The organism is Actinoplanes sp. NPDC049118, assembly GCF_040648555.1.
Classification (GTDB): Bacteria; Actinomycetota; Actinomycetes; order Mycobacteriales; family Micromonosporaceae; genus Actinoplanes.
Genome location: NZ_JBEZDY010000042.1, coordinates 1 through 16,833, shown reverse-complemented (window position 1 = coordinate 16,833; position 16,833 = coordinate 1). Strand labels below are relative to the sequence as shown.

Sequence of the window (16,833 nt, the reverse complement as noted above, 5' to 3'; positions counted from 1 at the left end):
CCGCGTACGTCCCGCGACGTACGCCGGAGGCCGCGCCGGGCCGGACGCCGCCGGACCCCGGCGCGGCGACGATGGTGCGCATGACAGCTCCCGTCGAGACCCGCCGCCTGACCAAGCGGTACGGCACGATCACCGCCGTCGACGCGCTGGACCTGACCGTCCGCGCGGGCGAGGTGTACGGCTTCCTCGGACCGAACGGCGCCGGCAAGACCACGACCCTGCGCATGGTGCTCGGCCTGGTCCGGCCCACCTCGGGAGAGGTGCGCCTCTTCGGCGAGCCGCCCGGGCGGCTCGACGGCGTCGGCGCGCTGATCGAGGGCCCGGCCTTCTACCCGTACCTGAGCGGCCGCGACAACCTGCGCGTGCTGGCCCGCCACGCCGGCGTCGCGGCCGGCCGGGTCGCGGCCGTGCTCGACCAGGTCGAGCTGACCGGCCGGGCCGGCGACCGTTACGCGACCTATTCGCTGGGCATGAAGCAGCGGCTCGGCGTGGCCGCCGCCCTGCTGAAGGATCCGCGCCTGGTCGTGCTCGACGAGCCGACCAACGGCCTCGACCCGGCGGGGATGGCCGACATGCGCCTGCTAGTGCGGCGGCTCGGCGCGGCCGGCTGCACGGTGCTGCTCTCCAGCCACCTGATGACCGAGGTGCAGGAGCTCTGCGACCGGGTCGGCATCATCGCGGGCGGCCGGCTGGTCGCGGAGAGCACGGTCGCCGAGCTCCGCGGCGACCGCACGCTGCGGCTGGTCGCCACTCCCCTGGACGTCGCCGCGGCCCGCGCCCGCGCCCTGCTCGGCGCGGACGCCGTCCGGGTCAACGGCGACGGCCTGGACCTGGCGGTCCCGCCGGACCGCGCGGCCGAGGTGAACGCGGCGCTGGTCGGCGCGGGCATCGCCGTCAGCGAGCTGCGGGCCGAGGAACGCAGCCTGGAGCAGGCCTTCTTCGCACTGACCGGAGGCGGGACCGATGACTGACCACATCCGCGCCGAGCTGCTCAAGCTGGTGCGCCGCCCGGCGACCTGGGCACTGCTGGCGATCGCGCTCGGCCTGAGCGTGACCTTCACCTACCTGATCCCGTACGCGGGGTACGCGGGCGGCACCGGCGGACCGCGCGCCGACCGCGGCCTGGACGCGCTGCTCCCGGACCGGCTGGTCGGCAACTCGATCGGGGGCCTGCCGGTCTTCCTCGGCGCGCTGATGCTGATCCTGGGCGTGCTCGCGGCGGGCGGCGAATACGCCTGGGGCACCTGGAAGACGGTGCTGACCCAGGACCCGGCCCGCCTGCGGGTGTACGCCGCCAAGCTGGTGACCGTCTGCCTGGCCGCGCTCGCCGGGGTGGTCGCCGTCTTCGCCGCCGGCGCACCGGCGAGCCTGCTCATCGCGCTCGCCGAGGACCGGCCGGTGGACTGGCCCGCCGCGGCCGACCTGGCTGGCGGGATCGGCGCCGGCTGGCTGATCGCGGCGATGTGGACGGTGCTCGGCGCCCTGCTCGGCATCGCGCTGCGCGGCGTCGCGCTGCCGGCCGGGCTGGGCCTGGTCTGGCTGCTCGCCGTGCAGAACCTGCTCGCCCTGATCGCCGCGCCGCTGCTGGGCTGGGTGGCGCAGGCGCAGAAGGGCCTGCCCGGCCCGAACGCGGGCTCGCTGGTCGCGGCCCTCGGCGCCGGCGCGGACACACCCGGCGTCGAGGCGGTCGTCGGCGGCGGGCAGGCGGCCGCGGTGGTGGCCGCGTATCTGCTGGTGTTCGCCGCGCTGGGCGGCGCGCTGCTGCGCCACCGTGACATCCTGTGAGCGTCATGAAGCGGGTGCGGAGAAATCTGCCGGACGGGCTGCTCGCCCTGGCGCTGGCGGGCGTCGGCCTGATCGGCACGGCGCCGGCGGGCCGCAACCAGGGCATCGCCTCGGTACCCGCCTGGGCCTACGTCCTGGTGATCACGGCGGCGCTGGCGATGGCGGCACGCCGGTGGGCGCCGATCGCGGCGCTGACGGTCTGCGCGGGCGCGGTGAGCCTCTACCTGCTCGGCGGCCAGCCGTTCGGGCCGATCCTGCTGAGCCTGGTGGTGGCGGTCTACTCGGTTGGCGCGCACCGGCCGCTGAAGCAGGCGGCGGCCGCCGCGACGTGTGCGTTCGCCGCGGTGCTCGCCGGCGGCCTGATCGGCGGCGGCATGAGCCTGGACGCGGTGGCTCCCCCGCTCGCCTGGGTGGCCGGCCCCCTCGCCGTCGGCGTAACCGTGCGCGTCGGGCGCGAGCAGCTGGTGCAGAACCGCCGCGACGAGGCCCGCCGCCAGGCGGACGCCGAACGGCTGCGGGTCGCGCAGGAGGTGCACGACGTGGTCGGCCACGGCCTGGCGGCGATCAACATGCAGGCCGAGATCGCCCTGCACCTGCTGGCGAAGCAGCCACACCAGGCGGAGGCGGCGCTCACCGCGATCAGCCGCACCAGCCGCGAGTCCCTAGACGAACTGCGCGCCACCCTCGGCGCGGTACGCCGCGGCGACGACTTCGACGACCGCTCCCCCGCGCCCGGCCTGGCCCGGCTGCCGGAGCTGGTGGACCGCACCCGCTCGGTGGGCGTACCGGTGACGGTGGACCTGGCCGGCCCGCTGGAGTCGCTGCCGGCGGCGATAGACCTGGCGGCCTACCGCATCGTCCAGGAGTCCCTCACCAACGTGCTGCGCCACGCGGGTACGGCCTCGGCGTCGGTCTCGGTCGCCTGCACCAGCGAGGACGTGACCGTGTCGGTCAGCGACACCGGCCGGGGCGGCCCCGCCGCGGTCACGCCGGGCCACGGACTCGCCGGAATGCGCGAGCGGGTAACGGCGCTCGGCGGCTCGCTGGCCGCGGGCCCGCGCCCCGGGGGCGGCTTCGCCGTGACCGCGAAGCTGCCGGTGCGCCGATGACCGGGCCCGCCCGCGACGGGTCCACGCCGATCCGCGTCGTCATCGCCGACGACCAGGACCTGGTGCGCATCGGCCTGCGCGCCCTGCTGGAGAGCGAGGACGACCTGCTCGTCGCCGGCGAGGCCGCGGACGGGCTCGGCGCCGTCGAACAGGCACGCACCCACCGGCCCGACGTCGTCCTGATGGACGTGCGCATGCCCGGCATCGACGGCATCGAGGCCACCCGCCGGATCGCCGCCGACCCGGCGCTGGCCGGCACCCGCGTGATCGTGCTGACGACCTTCGAGGTCGACGCCTACGTGTTCGACGCCCTGCGGCACGGCGCCAGCGGCTTCCTCACCAAGGACACCAAGCCGGCCGAACTGGTGCGCGCGATCCGCCTGGTCGCCGACGGCGAGGCGCTGCTGTCGCCGTCGGTCACCCGGCGGGTGGTGCGCGAGTTCGCGTCCCGGCCGGCCCGGGTGCTGCGCCCGCACCCACGCCTGGACACGCTGACCGACCGCGAACGCGAGATCGTCGGCCTCGTCGGCGAGGGCCTGAGCAACGACGAGATCGCGGCCCGCCTGGCGGTGAGCCCGGCGACGGCCCGCACCCACGTCAGCCGCGCGATGGTGAAACTACACGCCCGCGACCGCGCGCAACTGGTGGTCTTCGCCTACCAGTCCGGCCTGGTCGACTAGGGACTCTCGGGCTCGGCGTCCGGCAATGACCGGGTGCTGGACATACCCCCTGGGGGTATGGTCGGATGCTCGAGGAGGTGCCCATGAGCCACGACCATCACCACCCCGCCGCAGCGAAGGTGGACAGGACCACTTGGCGGGCCGCCGCGGCGGCGACGCTGCACTGCCTGACCGGCTGCGCGATCGGTGAAGTCCTGGGCATGGTGATCGGCACCGCGGCCGGGCTGCACGACGCGGCCACCGTGGCGCTCTCGATCGCGTTGGCGTTCGCGTTCGGCTACGGGTTGACCATGCGCGGGGTTCTGCGCGCCGGAGTCGGTTTCCGGGCCGCCTTGAGGATCGCGCTGGCGGCGGACACCGTGTCGATCGCGGTGATGGAGTTGCTCGACAACGCGGTCGTCGTCGCGGTGCCCGGCGCGATGGACGCCGGGCTGACCAGCGCGTTGTTCTGGGGCGCGCTGGCGTTCTCGCTGGTGGTGGCGTTCCTGCTGACGACGCCGGTGAACCGGTGGATGATCTCGCGCGGCAAGGGTCACGCGGTGGTGCACCGCTACCACCACGCACACTGACCGGCGTCGTCGGCCGGGCGCGGGACCATTACCGGACCTTCGGTGTGATCGGGCCGTCCGAATGGCCGTCATTCGGCCGGGTGAAGTCCGTGGAAATGCATTCGGCGCGGCTATCCGAGCCATTCTTGTGAACGGTCGGCCGCCGGCGCCTCCCCGCGCTTGTGAACCGCCGTCGAGCTGCAACTTTCGATCTCGTCGAGGGACCGGACAGCCCGTGGCGTGCGGCCTTTCCGGCTACCCCGGAAGTGGCCTGTCACCCGTCCGGTATCAACCTGGGCCTTTCGGCCATTTACGTGATCCCCGGCCGCTGCTTTACCTTTTGTTTTCCGGCCGTGTCGTCCGACCGGTTCCGGGAGTGCAATCCCCTGCGCCGACAGCCGCCGCGTCGATCGGAGAAGCCGCATGAGTCCGGACCCGCGTTTCGAGCGGGCCGTCCTCGGCGCGTTCCGGGCCGCGGTCGAGCGCTACTGCACGGTGGTCAACGCCGGCGACGTCGACCCGGGTTCGCTGCGGATCTCGGTGACCGTCGCGACCCGGGCGCCGATGGGGCCCGACTTCGCCGGCAAGGTGCACCGGATCGTGCACCCGGAGACCCATCGGCGGCTGCCGCTGGCCCGGGTCGTCTCGGTCGTGTGCACTGTGGACCCGAGTCTGCCCGAGGACCCCGGCCACCGGTTCCTCATCCAGCCGCCGGCACTGCCGGCGCCGAAGCAGGCGCTGCCGCAGACCCGGATCGAGTCGCAGGAGGTGCGCCGGCCGCCGGCGCATCCGCCGCCGGAGACCGCGCATCTGACCCTGCGCTACGGCGCCGACTTCCACTGGGTCTGCCATCTCGCGTCCGCGCCCGGCTGGGTGCCGCTGGGCCGGTGGATCGGCCGGCAGCACGACGCCTCGGTGCGCCTGCCCGAGTACGCCACGTTCCTGCCCCGCGGTGAGCTCGTCTACCTGCGCCATCAGGGTCACCGCGTCGAGTTCGCCCGGTCCCGGATCCGGCCCGACTACCTCGTCCGCATCGACGGCACGCCGCTGCGCCCGAACGGCGACCTGATCCAGGCCGGCCCGGCCGGCTCGATCGAGTACGCGGACGGCGCCGCCTCGTCGACCCGGCTCGACTATCAACTCGCCTGGGACGGTACCCATGGTTGATCCGCAGGAACCCGCGATGGTCATCGATCTGAGCGGGCCGCACTGGCACGTCCAGCTCACCGTCGCGCCGCCGCCGACCGGTGACCGCAAGTCCGTCGACTTCGACGTGCCGCTGATCGGTGCCGGCGAGACCGGGCAGTTGCGCCGGATCCGCACCCAGGTCATCTTCACCACCGCCGCCAACGAGCGCAACGGCTGGCAGAACTGGCACGTCAAGATCTACGGCTGCGCCGACCTCGGCGACGCCGAGGCCCTGCGCCAGCACCTGCACGGGCAGGCCAGCGCGCTGCAACGCGCCAACCAGTACCTCGGCGGCCACGGCCGCCGTTCCCCGATCGAGCCGCCGTGGGCGGTGGTGCCGGTGCAGGTGGTCCGCGGCGACGGGCAGCTCGAACAGCTCTCCGGCGCGGTCACCACCCGGCTCGGCACCCCGTCCGATCAGATCGTCGCCCAGCTGGACCGGCGGCTGCCGTCCTGGATCGGCGAGGGCGCCCGCCCCGACCTCTACCTGCTGGCCGTGTCGCCGCAGATCGACCTGCTCAAGTGGGAGTCGCTGCGGCGCTGGCCCGGCACCGAGCATCTGATCGACTTCCGCCAGCTGGCCGCCGGCCTCGACCAGCTGCACCAGCTCAAGTGGGCGCACTGCGATCTCAAGCCGGACAACGTCTGCTGGTGCACGTACCAGGAGACCAGCGGCTACGTGCTGATCGACACGGACGCCGCCACCCAGGCCGACCCGCCGCCACCCGTGCTGCGCGGCACCGAGCTCTACGAGTACGGCGGCCTGCGCCGGATGCGCACCGACCCGGCCCGCGGCTGGCAGCTGACGCCCGGCCTGCTCTACGCGCAGGACCGGTTCGGCCTGATGATCGTGGTGCTGTGCGCCCTCGCCGGCCGGTACTGGGTGGAGAACACCCTGCTGAACACCGACCCCGACGACCCGTGGAGCCGGGTGGCCGACAGCGAGACGGCCGTGCAGAAGGCGCTGCGGGAGCACTGGGCCGATCCGCGGTGGGAACCGCTGATCACGGTGCTGGCCGAGCCGTTCGGCACCGGGCCGCGCGGGCAGATCGCCCTCGAGGCGACGCGGCCGTGGGCCGAGGCGTGGCTGGCCGAGGTCATCGAGGCCGAGCAGCGGTGCGACCGCGACCAGCCCCGGCAGCCGGTGCCGCCCGGCGCCGAGCTGGCTTCCGCGTACGCCGGCCACATCGAGGCGGTCCGCACGTACGCACAGCACGGCCCGGCGACGCGGCCGGAGCGGGTGCACCGGGCGTACGACGCGATCGGCATCCGGGCGCAGGAGGTAGCGCTGCGCCAGGCCGTTCTCTGGTTGTCGATCTGGTGTCTGGGTTGCGTCGCCGTCGCGGTGGCGCTGGGTGTTCTGGTGGGCGGGGGATGAGATGACCGATTCCTGGCGCGTGGCGCTGCGAGACCGGGTGACCCGGCAGTGCGGCGATCCCGACAAGCATTTCGCCCGGTACGGGTACACGTTCGGCAACTGGATCGACGCCGCGCCGGGCGCCCGGCTCCCGGCGTTCCTCGAGGTCGAGGCCGGCGTCGCCGACTACCTGAAGGTGGCCGCGCAGACCGGCCGCCAGCTGGGTACGGCCGCCGGCCTCGTGGTCGGCGGCGCCGCGGCGACGCTCGTGTTCATCGTCGTCTGCGCGGTCGCCTGATGCTGTGGTCGAGGTCGTCGCCCGCGGCCGAGGATCCGTCGGAGCGCTTCGGCAAGGCCTGCCCGGTCTGCCGGCAGCAGCTCGGCAGCGGCACTCCCCCGATCGACCGGCAGACCGGCCGGTTCCTGATGCCGCCGTCGTTCCGGCTCGAGGTCGGCGCGCCCGACGGCCGCAACGGCCTGCCGTGGCGGGTCATGATGCTGGCCGGCAACTACCGGCCGGCGGAGTCGACGGACCCGGTCTTCAACGAGCACGAGATCGACTTCAGCTACCTGCTGTGCGGCGGCGGGCACATCTTCCCGGACGCGGCGCTGGTGTTCCACTCCGGAGCGTCCCGCGGCGCCGACAACGTGCAGCAGAAGATCGACGACTGGAACATGGTCGCCGCGATGGGTGCACCGGCCAGCGGCAAGACGTACCTGCTGGTCCGGATGCTGCGACAGAACCTCGACAACCTGACGCACTGGAGCGCGCAGAACGACCCCGGCCGGATCCGGCTGCGCAAGCTCAGCCCGCTCGAGGAGCTGCCGCTGACCGCCCGGATCAGCAAGTACAACGAGACCCGCAAGACCGGCGAGGCGATCCAGCCGACCGGCACCGACCGGCAGGCCACCCCCGCCGGCATGCTCGACGACCAGCTCCGCGACGCCCTCGGCGCGATACAGGAGCTGATCCGCCGCACGGTCGTCGACGGCGACCGCCGCGCCAAGCAGTGGGGCAGGCAGTTCCGCCAGCCGCTCGTGCTGCGCACCGACACCGGCGACCGGCGCACCTGGACCGGGGTCGCCGACCTTCCCGGCGAGCTCTTCGACGAACAGGGCACCAACCGGCGCGAGGCCGGCATGCTGCGCTCGTTCGACGCGCTGCTCTGGGTCGTCGACCCGGCCGTCGCCCCGAACGCCACCGACTGGATGGCCACCGAGTCGGTCACCGAGGAGCGCCTGCTGCTCAACGGCAGCCTGCGGCCCGGCACCGTCAGCGCGTACGGCGCCGAGATCGTGCGCGGCAACCGCGAGTCCATCCAGGACGGCATCGGCGAACAGATCACCATGGTCGACGGGCTCTTCGCGACCGACGAGGGCCGCCCGCTGCAGATGTTGATCGCCATCACCAAGTGCGACCTGATCCGCGCCGCGCTGGAGAAACCGGGCCTGAACCTGCTCGACATCGGCGCACCCGGCGACGTCGAACGCGGCACCGCCAGCTACCTGGCCTTCGCGGTCGAACGCTGGGCGCAGCGCGAGACCCCGGCCGACCCCGGCGCCGCGCAGCTGCTCACCTACCTCTGGGGTGCCAGCTCGACCGAGCCCGCCGTCCGGCAGCGCCGCGCCGTCCAGGTCGCCCGCGGCCTGCTCGACCACTTCTCGCAGGCCGACGAGTTCTGGAAGCTCGTGCACGTCGGCACCGACAACGAGGTGCACATCCCCGGCGGCGACGTCATGGCCGAGGTGCCACAGCACATCCGGGTCCCGTCGATCGACGAACACCTCGACAGCGCCCTGCGGCCCGGCTCCGACGCACAGATCCTGCTCCGCGACCTGATCATGTCGGCGGTCGGCTGCGGCCTCGCGTACGGCCTCGGCCAGCAGAGCGCCCTCTACCGCATGCACCGCGAACCGTGGATCACGCTGCGGTTCTTCCTGTGCTCGCCGCTGGCGACCGTGCCGATCGCGGTGGACGACATCCGGCTCAAGCCGCTCGACCCCCGCGGTCGTTTCCCCCGCGTCGACGACCGCGCCGCCGCACTCACCCAGCTTCTGCTCGCCGTTCTCGGGAGGGCTCGCCGATGACCACCGGAATGATCATGGTGCAGTGGGCCGATCTGACCGGCCGCGGCTTCAGCCCGCACGAGGTCGGCCCGGCCGCGCCCCGCGAGTACTGGGCGGCGGCCGAACGCCTGCTGCAGGCCGATCTGAGCCAGCCGCCCGAGGGCATCCGTTCGACGGTCGGCCATCCGATCTGGACCCTGCGCCGCGTACAGGTGCAGGGCCGTTGGCTTTGGTGCTTCGTCGTCCAGGGCCGCCGCGGGCCCTTCGGCGTCGCCGGCACCTGCCGCTTCGCGTTCGCCACCGAGGACATGTCGGCGCTGCAGGCCTGGACCGCGGGCGGCGAGATCGCCGCCGGCGACCAGGGTCTTCCGCCGGTGCCCCACGACGCCGGCTGGTTCGAACACACCGTGATGCAGGTGCTCGGCGGCATCGTGGTCCGGCAGGGCGCGGTTCCCGTCTCAGGCGGCCCGGCCGAGGCGGCGGCGCTCATCCCGGCCGCCCTCAAGGTCCTGCCCGAACGCCAGTCGCGGGCCTGGTCCTGGTCGACGTGCATGCTGCAGCGGCCCGACTCTCCGGACCTGCGGGTGGTCTCCGGCGCCTGGCCCGACGAGTTCCGGCGCAGCGAGCCGAACCGCGCCGAGTCCATCGACCACTGGTTCCGCCGGGGGCCGGTGACCGAGGAGGAGATCAAGGCCCGTCTCGCCCGCGACGACGTGCGCCGCGGCTTCGAATACCTGGTGCACTACGCCAGCACCGGCAAGCGCCCCGAGCCGGAACTGCTCCGTGGCGAGTACTCGCTCGACGAGATGCTGATCGAGCTGGGCCACGCCAACCACGTACCGGACTGGCCCGACGTGCCGTCCATGCTGGAGACGCCCGGCGGGGTCCGGCGGCTGTCGGCGAATCACCGGCCGCTGGTGCAGCAGTGGGCCGAGCACGAGCCCGCGGCGGCGATCGGCCGGCTCCGGGCCGACTTCACCGCCCCGCTCGCCGAGGACGTGCTCATGGGCGCGGTCAGGGCGCAGAACGAGACGCCCGAGAACCTCCTCGGGCTGCCCACCGCCGAGGCACCCGAGCTCACCGACTGGCACGACCACCTCGCCGCGCTGCTGCAGAGCTGCTACCGGCAGCGGGCCGCGCTGCGCGAGCACACCCGCCACTGGATCACCCCGGGTGCGGTGCTCGGCAACGACCGCGACCTCGCCGCCGCCCGGGACTGGCTGCTGAAGCTGGGGCTCACGCCGCAGGACGACCCCGAGCACTTCCCGCCGAGCCAGGACATCGTCATCGGCGAACTCAACCATCATCATGACTACACCGAGGTGGCCGACGGGGAGATGGCGCTCGCCCGCCGCCCGCTTGCCCTGCTGGACTCGCTGGTGACGGAGCTGCAGCCGCTGCCGGCCGACGCCGTCGCGACGCTGTTGTGGATGTCGGCGGCCCGCTACCCCGGCCGTCCTCCCGACTCCGAGGCGCGCCTGCTCCAGCCGCTCGCCGCCACGCTCACCCGCAGCGGCCTGCGCGGCAAGGCCGACGAGGGATGGGTGGACGACCTGCTGCGCACCATCCAGGAGGAGCCCTCGGCCCGCCGCTCCACCCGGCTCAAACGGATCATGTGGGGCGCCCTCGAGGCGTTGCTCGAGCTCGATCCGCACGCCCCGCGCCACCGGCCGCTGACCGAGCGCTGCCTCGGCATCGGCTACGACAACGCCCCGCACCACATCGCCGCCGCCCTGCGGCTGGCGAAGAGCAGGCTGGCCGCCGCCGCGGAACAGCAGCGCCGGCTCCGCTTGCCGGACGGCGAGGAGGCCGGGCGCACACACACCACCCGTCCCGGCTGGCGGCGCTGGTACGACCGCTGCGTGCACGAGCAGATCCTCACCTGGCGGCAGGTGTTCCTCGTCGGCGCCGGCCTGGCCGTCGCGGCGCTCGCGGCCTCGGCCGCGGTGATCGCCGTCCGGGTGGAGCCGGCCCCGCCACCGCCGCGCAAGCAGCCGCAGGCCGCCGCGGCGCCGGCGACCGCCGAGACGCCCGTCGGCCAAACCGGGCCGGGCGGGCCCCCGCCGCACGCGAGCCCGGATCAGGTGCGGATCGTCCTGCCGCCGCCGCGCAACGACGGGCCCGACGACGACGAGCGCCAGTTCCAGGACCAGTTCAACGCCAAGGTGTTGCCGATAGGTAACCCGAAAGCGATCGAGATCATCGCCTACGGCACCGACCAGGAACGGGCCAAGAGGCTGGAGCGCATGCTGCGGGAGAGCTACCCCGAGCGACTCGACTCCGTGAGCTTCAGCTCGTGGGCGACCAACCAGAAGCCGCCCGCCGGCGTCCTGGCCGGCTCCCTGGTCGGCAACGTGTACTTCCGCAACTGACCGGAACACTGCGGGAGGGCCGCTCGGCCCTCCCGCCGTCGTCCGTCTACTTGAAACGCCACCTCGGCACGGTGCCCTCGCCGCCGCTCTCGGTCTCGGGCAGCGCCAGGTTCGTCTCCGGCGACGCGGCGCGGGTCGCCGACTCGTCCGCCGGCCAGTCCTGATAGCCGGAACGGTCCGCCTTGGCCCGCCGCGGACCCGGGAACCGCAGCGTACGGCGGGTGGGCTGCGCCGCTGCGCCGCCGTTGAGCCGGTGCAGCTCCTCGCTGCGCCACCGGTCCAGCTCCCGCTTACGGATCTCCGTCTGCACGTGCGTCTCCCGGCCGGCGGTCTCCTTGCGGATCTCCTCCTGCCGTGCCGCCTGCGCCTTGAGGTCCTGGCGTTCCTGCTCCCGCTCGAACTCGATCCGGGCCCGCGCCGCCTGCACGTCGCTCTTCTCCGCGGTCGCCAGGATCTCGTCGTACGCGGTGGCCGGCCCGATGTTGAGCAGGAACTTGGTGAGTACCGGCAGGATCTCGATCGCGGTGATGAACAGCAGCAGGGTCAGGTACGCCGTCTTCAGCGTCGCGTTGCTGTCGGTGATCTGGCTCAGCGCCTCGAGCTGGGCGAGCAGGCCCCGGTCGTTGCCGCTGTCGATGAGATAGCGGTCCTCCTCGGCCTGCTTGAGGCTCTTGAGCCGCGCCAGCTCGGATTCCTTGGTCGCCAGGTCGCCCTGCGCGGTCGCCTGCTCCTTGGAGCTCGTCGACCTCTGCCGCTCGAGCGCGTCGTTCTTCGACCTGTCGAGCCGCTCCTTGGCGGCATCCCGCTGGTCCCGCAGCTCGGCGGCGGCCTTCAGCTTCGTCTTGTACGCCGGGCCGCCGCCCCGCTGCCCGGTGCCGTCCGTCCCGTCGAACTCGGCGATCGCGGCCGCGCGCGCATCGGAGTACCGCTTGTCGAGCTTGTCGTACTCGGCCTGGTCGCGTACGACCGCGGCGTCCTTGCCGACCAGGTCCTCGATCAGCGAGCCCGCCGCGACCTGCTGCAGCCGGGTCACCTCGGCCTGCAGGCCGGGTATCACCGCGAAACGGGCGTCGGTCTTGAGCTTCTGCTCGTAGACGTTGCGCTCGACCTGGCGGGTGACGGTCAGCTGGGCCTGGATCTCCTGCTGGAAGATCCACAGCACCAGCGGCGTCGAGACGACGGCGCCGATGACCAGCGCGAGCAGGATGCGGGGCACGAGCGTGGCCAGGTTCTGCCACCAGCGTTCGCGGCGGCCCGCCGCGGCGACGAGCCACCGGTCCAGGTTGGCGATGGCGAGCGCCCACAGCAGAGCGATCACAATGGACGCGAGCAGCGGTGCGCGTACCCCGGAGTGCAGGGCGAAGGCCGCGGAGAGCCCGGCCATGCACGCGGTGGTGAGGACGATGCCGCCGAGCCCGGAGAATTTCCGTTTCTCCCGCGGGCTGCGCGACAGCGTGTCGGGATCGGCACCGGAGAGCCAGATCAGCAGACCTCGACGCGGGGGCGTCCTGTCCTTGTGCGTACTTGCTGCCACTGGTCGTCGACTCCCGTCGGGGCCACCACAAAGCGTCGGAACCGACCTCTGGGTGTCCACTATCTCCGGCCGCACCTGGCGGGGAAATCCCCCGTAGGCGTGGCGCCTGCCGGTGATCAACGACGGCCCGGCGCGGCGGTTATCCGCCGTTCGGACAGCCCTCGACGACCGACGGCCCGTCCCACCCCGATGCGGGCGGAACGGGCCGTCGGTGACGTCCGTGGTTCAGGCCGGAAGGCCCCAGCCGGTCAGCAGTTCGCGCGCCTCGTCCGAGCCGGCCTGCACCTCGCCGCCGTTCCAGTACACCCCGGTGAGCAGGCGCAACGCGTCCACCGGCGTACCGGATCCGGTGAGCTTCCCGGGCGCCAGCCGCCAGCCGCCGAGCTCCTCCCGGGCGGCCGGGATCCGGGCGGCCTCGGCCTCGCCGAACAGCCCCGACAGGTCGGCCGCCACGTAGACCGGGCGGCGCTGCTTCGGCGCGTGCAGCAGATCCGCCGCACCGCTCACGCCGGTCAGCACGAGCAGGCTGTCCATGCCCGCGCCGACGGCCCCCTCGATGTCCGTGTCGAGCCGGTCCCCGACCACCAGCGGCCGCGCGGACCGCGACAGCGACGCCGCCGTCTCGAACAGCGCCGGGGCCGGCTTGCCGACGATCACGTCGGGATCCCGGTTCAGCGCCGTGCGCAGCACCGACACCAGCGAGCCGTTGCCCGGCAGCGGGCCGCGCGGGCTCGGCAGGGTCCGGTCCGTGTTGGTCGCCATCCAGAGCGCGCCCGCCCGTACGGCCAGCGACGCCTCGGCCAGGATCCGCCAGCCGACGTCGGGCCCGTAGCCCTGCACGACGGCCACCGGCCCGTCCTCGAGGCGCTCCACCGGGGTGAGGCCGTGGTCGCGGACCTCGGCCCGCAGCGCCTCCGCGCCCACCACCAGCACGGGAGCCCCCGCGGGCAGCCGCTCGGCGAGCATGGCCGCCGCCGCGCCGGCCGAGGTCAGCACCTCGTCGGCGGCGGCGGAGACGCCCATGCCCGTCAGCAGGGCGGCGACGTCGGCGGCGCGCCGCGACGCGTTGTTGGTCGCGTACGCGACCGCCGTGCCGGCCGAGCGCAGCCGCTCGACCGCCTGGGCCGCACCGTCGATCGGCTTGTCGATCAGATAGACGACGCCGTCGAGGTCGAAAATGACGAGGTCGTACGCGCCTACCAGACTCAAGCTCCGGTCTCCTTGTCGCCCTCCGCCACCCTGCCGTCCGGCCGGGTGCCGTCCCGATCATCGTCCTCGTCCTCGCGGGCGCCGACGAACTCGTCGTCACCGGCCTTGCCGTCGTCGACCTCGTCGACCAGTTCCTCATCGTCCTTGTCGGACTCGTCGTCGTCCAGGTAAGCCCCGTCGAGGTTACCCTCGCCGTCCCCGTTCTCGTCGTCGCCCGGTTCGTCGTCCTCGTCGTCGGCGCGGGCCTCGGCCGCCTCGACCGGGTTCTGGTCGTCGTCGTCCTCGTCCACGTCGTCGCCCTCGATCGTGACGCCGTCGAGCTCGAGCAGCCGCTCGGCCGCGTCGGTGAGGCTGTCCTGGTCGGTGGCCGCCGCCCGGGCGAACCACTCGCGGGACTCGTCACGCCGGCCGGCGGCGAGCAGCGCGTCGGCGTACGCGTAACGCAGCCGGGCCGCCCAGTCGGCGTCCTCTTCGGCGGTCAGCTCACGCACCTGCAGCATCGCCACGGCCGCGTCGTGCTGGCCGAGGTCGCCGCGCGCACCCGCCGCGACGATCAGCAGCTCGATCGCGCCGGCCTTGTCGAGCGCCTCCTTCTCGGCACCACGGAACAGATCGATCGCCCGTTCCGGGCGACCCAGTGCCCGCTCGCAGTCGGCAAGCTCGGCCAGGTGCGTCTGCCGCCCCGTCATCCGGTGGTACGTCCGCAGCTCCGCGATCGCCGTGGTCCAGTCCCCCGCGGCGTACGCGGCGAGCCCGACGGCCTCCCGCACGACCGCGATGCGCGACGCGAGGCGCCGTGCAGCGATGGCGTGGTGCAGCGCGAGCTCGGAGTCCTCGTCGATGATCTGGCCGGCGGCCACGAGGTGCCGGGCGACCCGGTCGGCGGTTTCGCGCGAGAGGCTCAGCAGCTCGGCACGCACCTCCTTGTCGAGGTCGGTCGCGGCGACGTCCTCGGGCAGTTCCGGCGCCCGGAACGCGGCCTGCTCCTCGCGCTCCACGAAGACGCCCTCCCCGCGGGGCCCGCGGTCGTCGCGGCTGCGGTCCTCGCGGGGTCCACGGTCGTCGCGGGGTCCACGGTCGTCGCGGGGTCCACGGTCGTCGCGGGGTCCACGGTCGTCGCGGGGTCCACGGTCGTCGCGGGGTCCACGGTCGCGGAAGCCGCCGTCGCGCGGGCCGCGGTCGCCGCCGCTGCGGTCGTCGCGCGGGCCACGGTCGCTGCGGTATCCGCCGCGGTCGCCGCCACCGGAGTAGCCGCCACGGTCACGGTCGCCGCCGCGGAAGCCGCCGCCCTGCGGACGGTCGCCCTGCGGACGGTCGCCCCGGTAGCCGCCGCCGCTGCGGGTGTCCGGCCGGTCGCCGCCGCGGTAGCCGCCGCGGTCGCCCTGCGGACGGTCTCCCTGCGGGCGGTCGCCCTGGGGACGGTCGCCGCGGTATCCGCCGGAACCGCCCTGGAAGCTGCCGCGCGGGGCGCCCTCGGAGCGGTCGCCGCCACGGAAACCGCCACGGTCGCCGCCGCCGGAGTAGCCGCCACGGTCACCGCCGCTACGGAAGCCGCCGCCCTGCGGACGGTCACCGCCACTGCGGAAGCCGCCGCCCTGCGGACGGTCACCGCCACTGCGGAAGCCGCCGCCCTGCGGACGGTCACCGCCACCGCCGCGGTACCCGCCACGGTCGCCGCCACCGGAGTAGCCGCCGCGGTCGCCGCCACCCGAGGAACCGCCACGGTCGCGGTCGCCGCCGCGGTAGCCGCCGCGATCGCCGCCACCGGAATAGCCGCCACGGTCACCGCCACCGGAGTAACCGCCACGGTCACCGCCCTGGGGACGGTCACCACCGCGGTAGCCGCCACGGTCACCGCCACCGGAATAACCACCACGGTCACCGCCGCTACGGAAGCCACCGCCCTGCGGACGGTCACCACCGCCGCGGTACCCGCCGCGATCGCCGCCACCGGAATAACCACCACGGTCACCGCCACCGGAGTAACCGCCACGGTCACCGCCCTGGGGACGGTCACCGCCGCGGTAGCCGCCCCGATCGCCGCCACCGGAGTAACCGCCACGGTCGCCACCGCTGCGGAAGCCACCGCCCTGCGGACGGTCACCACTCTGCGGACGGTCGCCGCCACCGCGGTAGCCGCCACGATCGCCGCCACCGGAGTAACCGCCGCGGTCTCCACCGCTACGGAAGCCACCGCCCTGCGGACGGTCACCGCCACCGCGGTACCCGCCACGATCGCCACCACCGGAATAGCCGCCACGGTCGCCGCCCTGCGGACGATCGCCGCCACCGCGGTACCCGCCGCCCTGGGGACGATCGCCGCCACCGCGATATCCGCCGCCCTGCGGACGATCGCCGCCACCGCGATATCCGCCGCCCTGCGGACGATCGCCGCCACCGCGATATCCGCCGCCCTGCGGACGATCGCCGCCACCGCGATATCCGCCGCCCTGCGGACGATCGCCGCCACCGCGGTACCCGCCGCTCTGGGGACGATCGCCGCCACCGCGATATCCGCCGCGGTCGCCGCCGCCGGACGAGCCGCCCCGGTCGCGGTCGCCGCCACGGAAGCCGCCACGGTCACCGCCGGCGCGGAAGCCACCCTCGCGGCGCGGGCCGCCTCGGTCTCCCCGGTCACCACGGGGGTTCGCGCCGGAGCCTCCGTCGCGACCGCGGCCGTTCCGGCCTTCGTCGTCGCGGTTGCTGGAGCCGCCGTCCTGCGGTCCTGGGTTCACGGGTCAAGTCCTTCCAAGTTCGGCGAGGTCCCTCACGACGTCGGCGAGGGCTGCCGGAGCACATCAAATACGGAGCGGTATCAACTGCAGGGTGGAGCCACTACGAGGGGGCGCGGCGAGCGCGCGTCCATCCAACGCTACTAGGGACCGGACGCACAAAAGCAGTCGAGGGCCAACCCCTACCGGGGAAGGCCCTCGACTGTACGTTAAGTCCGGCGGCGTCCTACTCTCCCACACCCTCCCGAGTGC

Annotated in this window: 14 protein-coding genes; 11 read left to right on the top strand and 3 right to left on the bottom strand. The window is 73.7% G+C overall.

What is annotated here, in order from left to right:
• Positions 1-80: 80 nt before the first annotated feature.
• From AB0B58_RS39695 to AB0B58_RS39650, 10 genes are all read left to right on the top strand, one after another.
• The gene (locus AB0B58_RS39695; protein ID WP_360235607.1) at positions 81-971 is read left to right on the top strand and encodes an ATP-binding cassette domain-containing protein; all 891 of its coding nucleotides are present in this window, start codon (positions 81-83) and stop codon (positions 969-971) included.
• Positions 964-1,785 (top strand): ABC transporter permease, encoded by an 822-nt coding sequence (locus tag AB0B58_RS39690; protein ID WP_360235604.1) that lies wholly within the window; start codon positions 964-966, stop codon positions 1,783-1,785. Before AB0B58_RS39695 ends, AB0B58_RS39690 begins: the two co-directional genes overlap by 8 nt.
• A 5-nt stretch (positions 1,786-1,790) precedes the next feature.
• On the top strand, positions 1,791-2,894 hold the full coding sequence (locus AB0B58_RS39685) for a sensor histidine kinase (RefSeq protein WP_360235737.1): 1,104 nt from the start codon (positions 1,791-1,793) through the stop codon (positions 2,892-2,894).
• Positions 2,891-3,574, top strand: coding sequence for a response regulator transcription factor (locus AB0B58_RS39680; RefSeq protein WP_360235601.1), 684 nt, complete (start codon positions 2,891-2,893; stop codon positions 3,572-3,574). The genes AB0B58_RS39685 and AB0B58_RS39680 overlap by 4 nt, the downstream gene beginning before the upstream one ends.
• Positions 3,575-3,657: 83 nt before the next feature.
• Positions 3,658-4,143, top strand: coding sequence for a DUF4396 domain-containing protein (locus AB0B58_RS39675; protein WP_360235598.1), 486 nt, complete (start codon positions 3,658-3,660; stop codon positions 4,141-4,143).
• A 402-nt stretch (positions 4,144-4,545) separates the two neighbouring features.
• Positions 4,546-5,289, top strand: coding sequence for a hypothetical protein (locus AB0B58_RS39670; RefSeq protein WP_360235595.1), 744 nt, complete (start codon positions 4,546-4,548; stop codon positions 5,287-5,289).
• Between the two features lie 16 nt (positions 5,290-5,305).
• Positions 5,306-6,688, top strand: coding sequence for a hypothetical protein (locus tag AB0B58_RS39665; RefSeq protein WP_360235592.1), 1,383 nt, complete (start codon positions 5,306-5,308; stop codon positions 6,686-6,688).
• 1 nt (position 6,689) lies between these two features.
• Positions 6,690-6,965, top strand: coding sequence for a hypothetical protein (locus AB0B58_RS39660; RefSeq protein WP_360235589.1), 276 nt, complete (start codon positions 6,690-6,692; stop codon positions 6,963-6,965).
• Entirely contained in the window at positions 6,965-8,755 is a 1,791-nt protein-coding gene (locus tag AB0B58_RS39655) for a hypothetical protein (protein ID WP_360235586.1), read from the top strand. The genes AB0B58_RS39660 and AB0B58_RS39655 overlap by 1 nt, the downstream gene beginning before the upstream one ends.
• The gene (locus tag AB0B58_RS39650; RefSeq protein ID WP_360235583.1) at positions 8,752-11,106 is read left to right on the top strand and encodes a hypothetical protein; all 2,355 of its coding nucleotides are present in this window, start codon (positions 8,752-8,754) and stop codon (positions 11,104-11,106) included. The genes AB0B58_RS39655 and AB0B58_RS39650 overlap by 4 nt, the downstream gene beginning before the upstream one ends.
• A 46-nt stretch (positions 11,107-11,152) precedes the next feature.
• On the opposite strand, the gene AB0B58_RS39645 is transcribed toward AB0B58_RS39650, so the two are convergent.
• The 3 genes from AB0B58_RS39645 to AB0B58_RS39635 all read right to left on the bottom strand — a co-directional run bounded on the left by AB0B58_RS39645 (position 11,153) and on the right by AB0B58_RS39635 (position 14,769).
• Positions 11,153-12,640 carry a DUF4407 domain-containing protein gene (locus AB0B58_RS39645; protein ID WP_360235580.1) on the bottom strand — a complete coding sequence of 496 codons (1,488 nt, stop codon included), beginning with the start codon at positions 12,638-12,640 and terminating at the stop codon, positions 11,153-11,155.
• A gap of 225 nt (positions 12,641-12,865) precedes the next feature.
• Positions 12,866-13,849 (bottom strand): HAD-IIA family hydrolase, encoded by a 984-nt coding sequence (locus tag AB0B58_RS39640; protein WP_360235577.1) that lies wholly within the window; start codon positions 13,847-13,849, stop codon positions 12,866-12,868.
• Positions 13,846-14,769, bottom strand: a complete 924-nt coding sequence (locus AB0B58_RS39635; protein WP_360235574.1) for a Replicase polyprotein 1ab — start codon at positions 14,767-14,769, stop codon at positions 13,846-13,848. The genes AB0B58_RS39640 and AB0B58_RS39635 overlap by 4 nt, the downstream gene beginning before the upstream one ends.
• On the opposite strand from AB0B58_RS39635, the gene AB0B58_RS39630 reads away from it, so the two are divergent.
• Positions 14,713-16,728, top strand: coding sequence for a hypothetical protein (locus AB0B58_RS39630; protein ID WP_360235571.1), 2,016 nt, complete (start codon positions 14,713-14,715; stop codon positions 16,726-16,728). The genes AB0B58_RS39635 and AB0B58_RS39630 overlap by 57 nt on opposite strands.
• Positions 16,729-16,833: the final 105 nt, after the last annotated feature.

Bases quoted from the DNA above. Each gene is read 5' to 3' on its own strand.
- AB0B58_RS39685 (WP_360235737.1), top strand. From the start codon at position 1,791: ATGAAGCGGGTGCGGAGAAATCTGCCGGACGGGCTGCTCGCCCTGGCG.
- AB0B58_RS39690 (WP_360235604.1), top strand. From the start codon at position 964: ATGACTGACCACATCCGCGCCGAGCTGCTCAAGCTGGTGCGCCGCCCG.
- AB0B58_RS39675 (WP_360235598.1), top strand. From the start codon at position 3,658: ATGAGCCACGACCATCACCACCCCGCCGCAGCGAAGGTGGACAGGACC.
- AB0B58_RS39670 (WP_360235595.1), top strand. From the start codon at position 4,546: ATGAGTCCGGACCCGCGTTTCGAGCGGGCCGTCCTCGGCGCGTTCCGG.
- AB0B58_RS39680 (WP_360235601.1), top strand. From the start codon at position 2,891: ATGACCGGGCCCGCCCGCGACGGGTCCACGCCGATCCGCGTCGTCATC.
- AB0B58_RS39655 (WP_360235586.1), top strand. From the start codon at position 6,965: ATGCTGTGGTCGAGGTCGTCGCCCGCGGCCGAGGATCCGTCGGAGCGC.
- AB0B58_RS39665 (WP_360235592.1), top strand. From the start codon at position 5,306: ATGGTCATCGATCTGAGCGGGCCGCACTGGCACGTCCAGCTCACCGTC.
- AB0B58_RS39660 (WP_360235589.1), top strand. From the start codon at position 6,690: ATGACCGATTCCTGGCGCGTGGCGCTGCGAGACCGGGTGACCCGGCAG.
- AB0B58_RS39695 (WP_360235607.1), top strand. From the start codon at position 81: ATGACAGCTCCCGTCGAGACCCGCCGCCTGACCAAGCGGTACGGCACG.
- AB0B58_RS39650 (WP_360235583.1), top strand. From the start codon at position 8,752: ATGACCACCGGAATGATCATGGTGCAGTGGGCCGATCTGACCGGCCGC.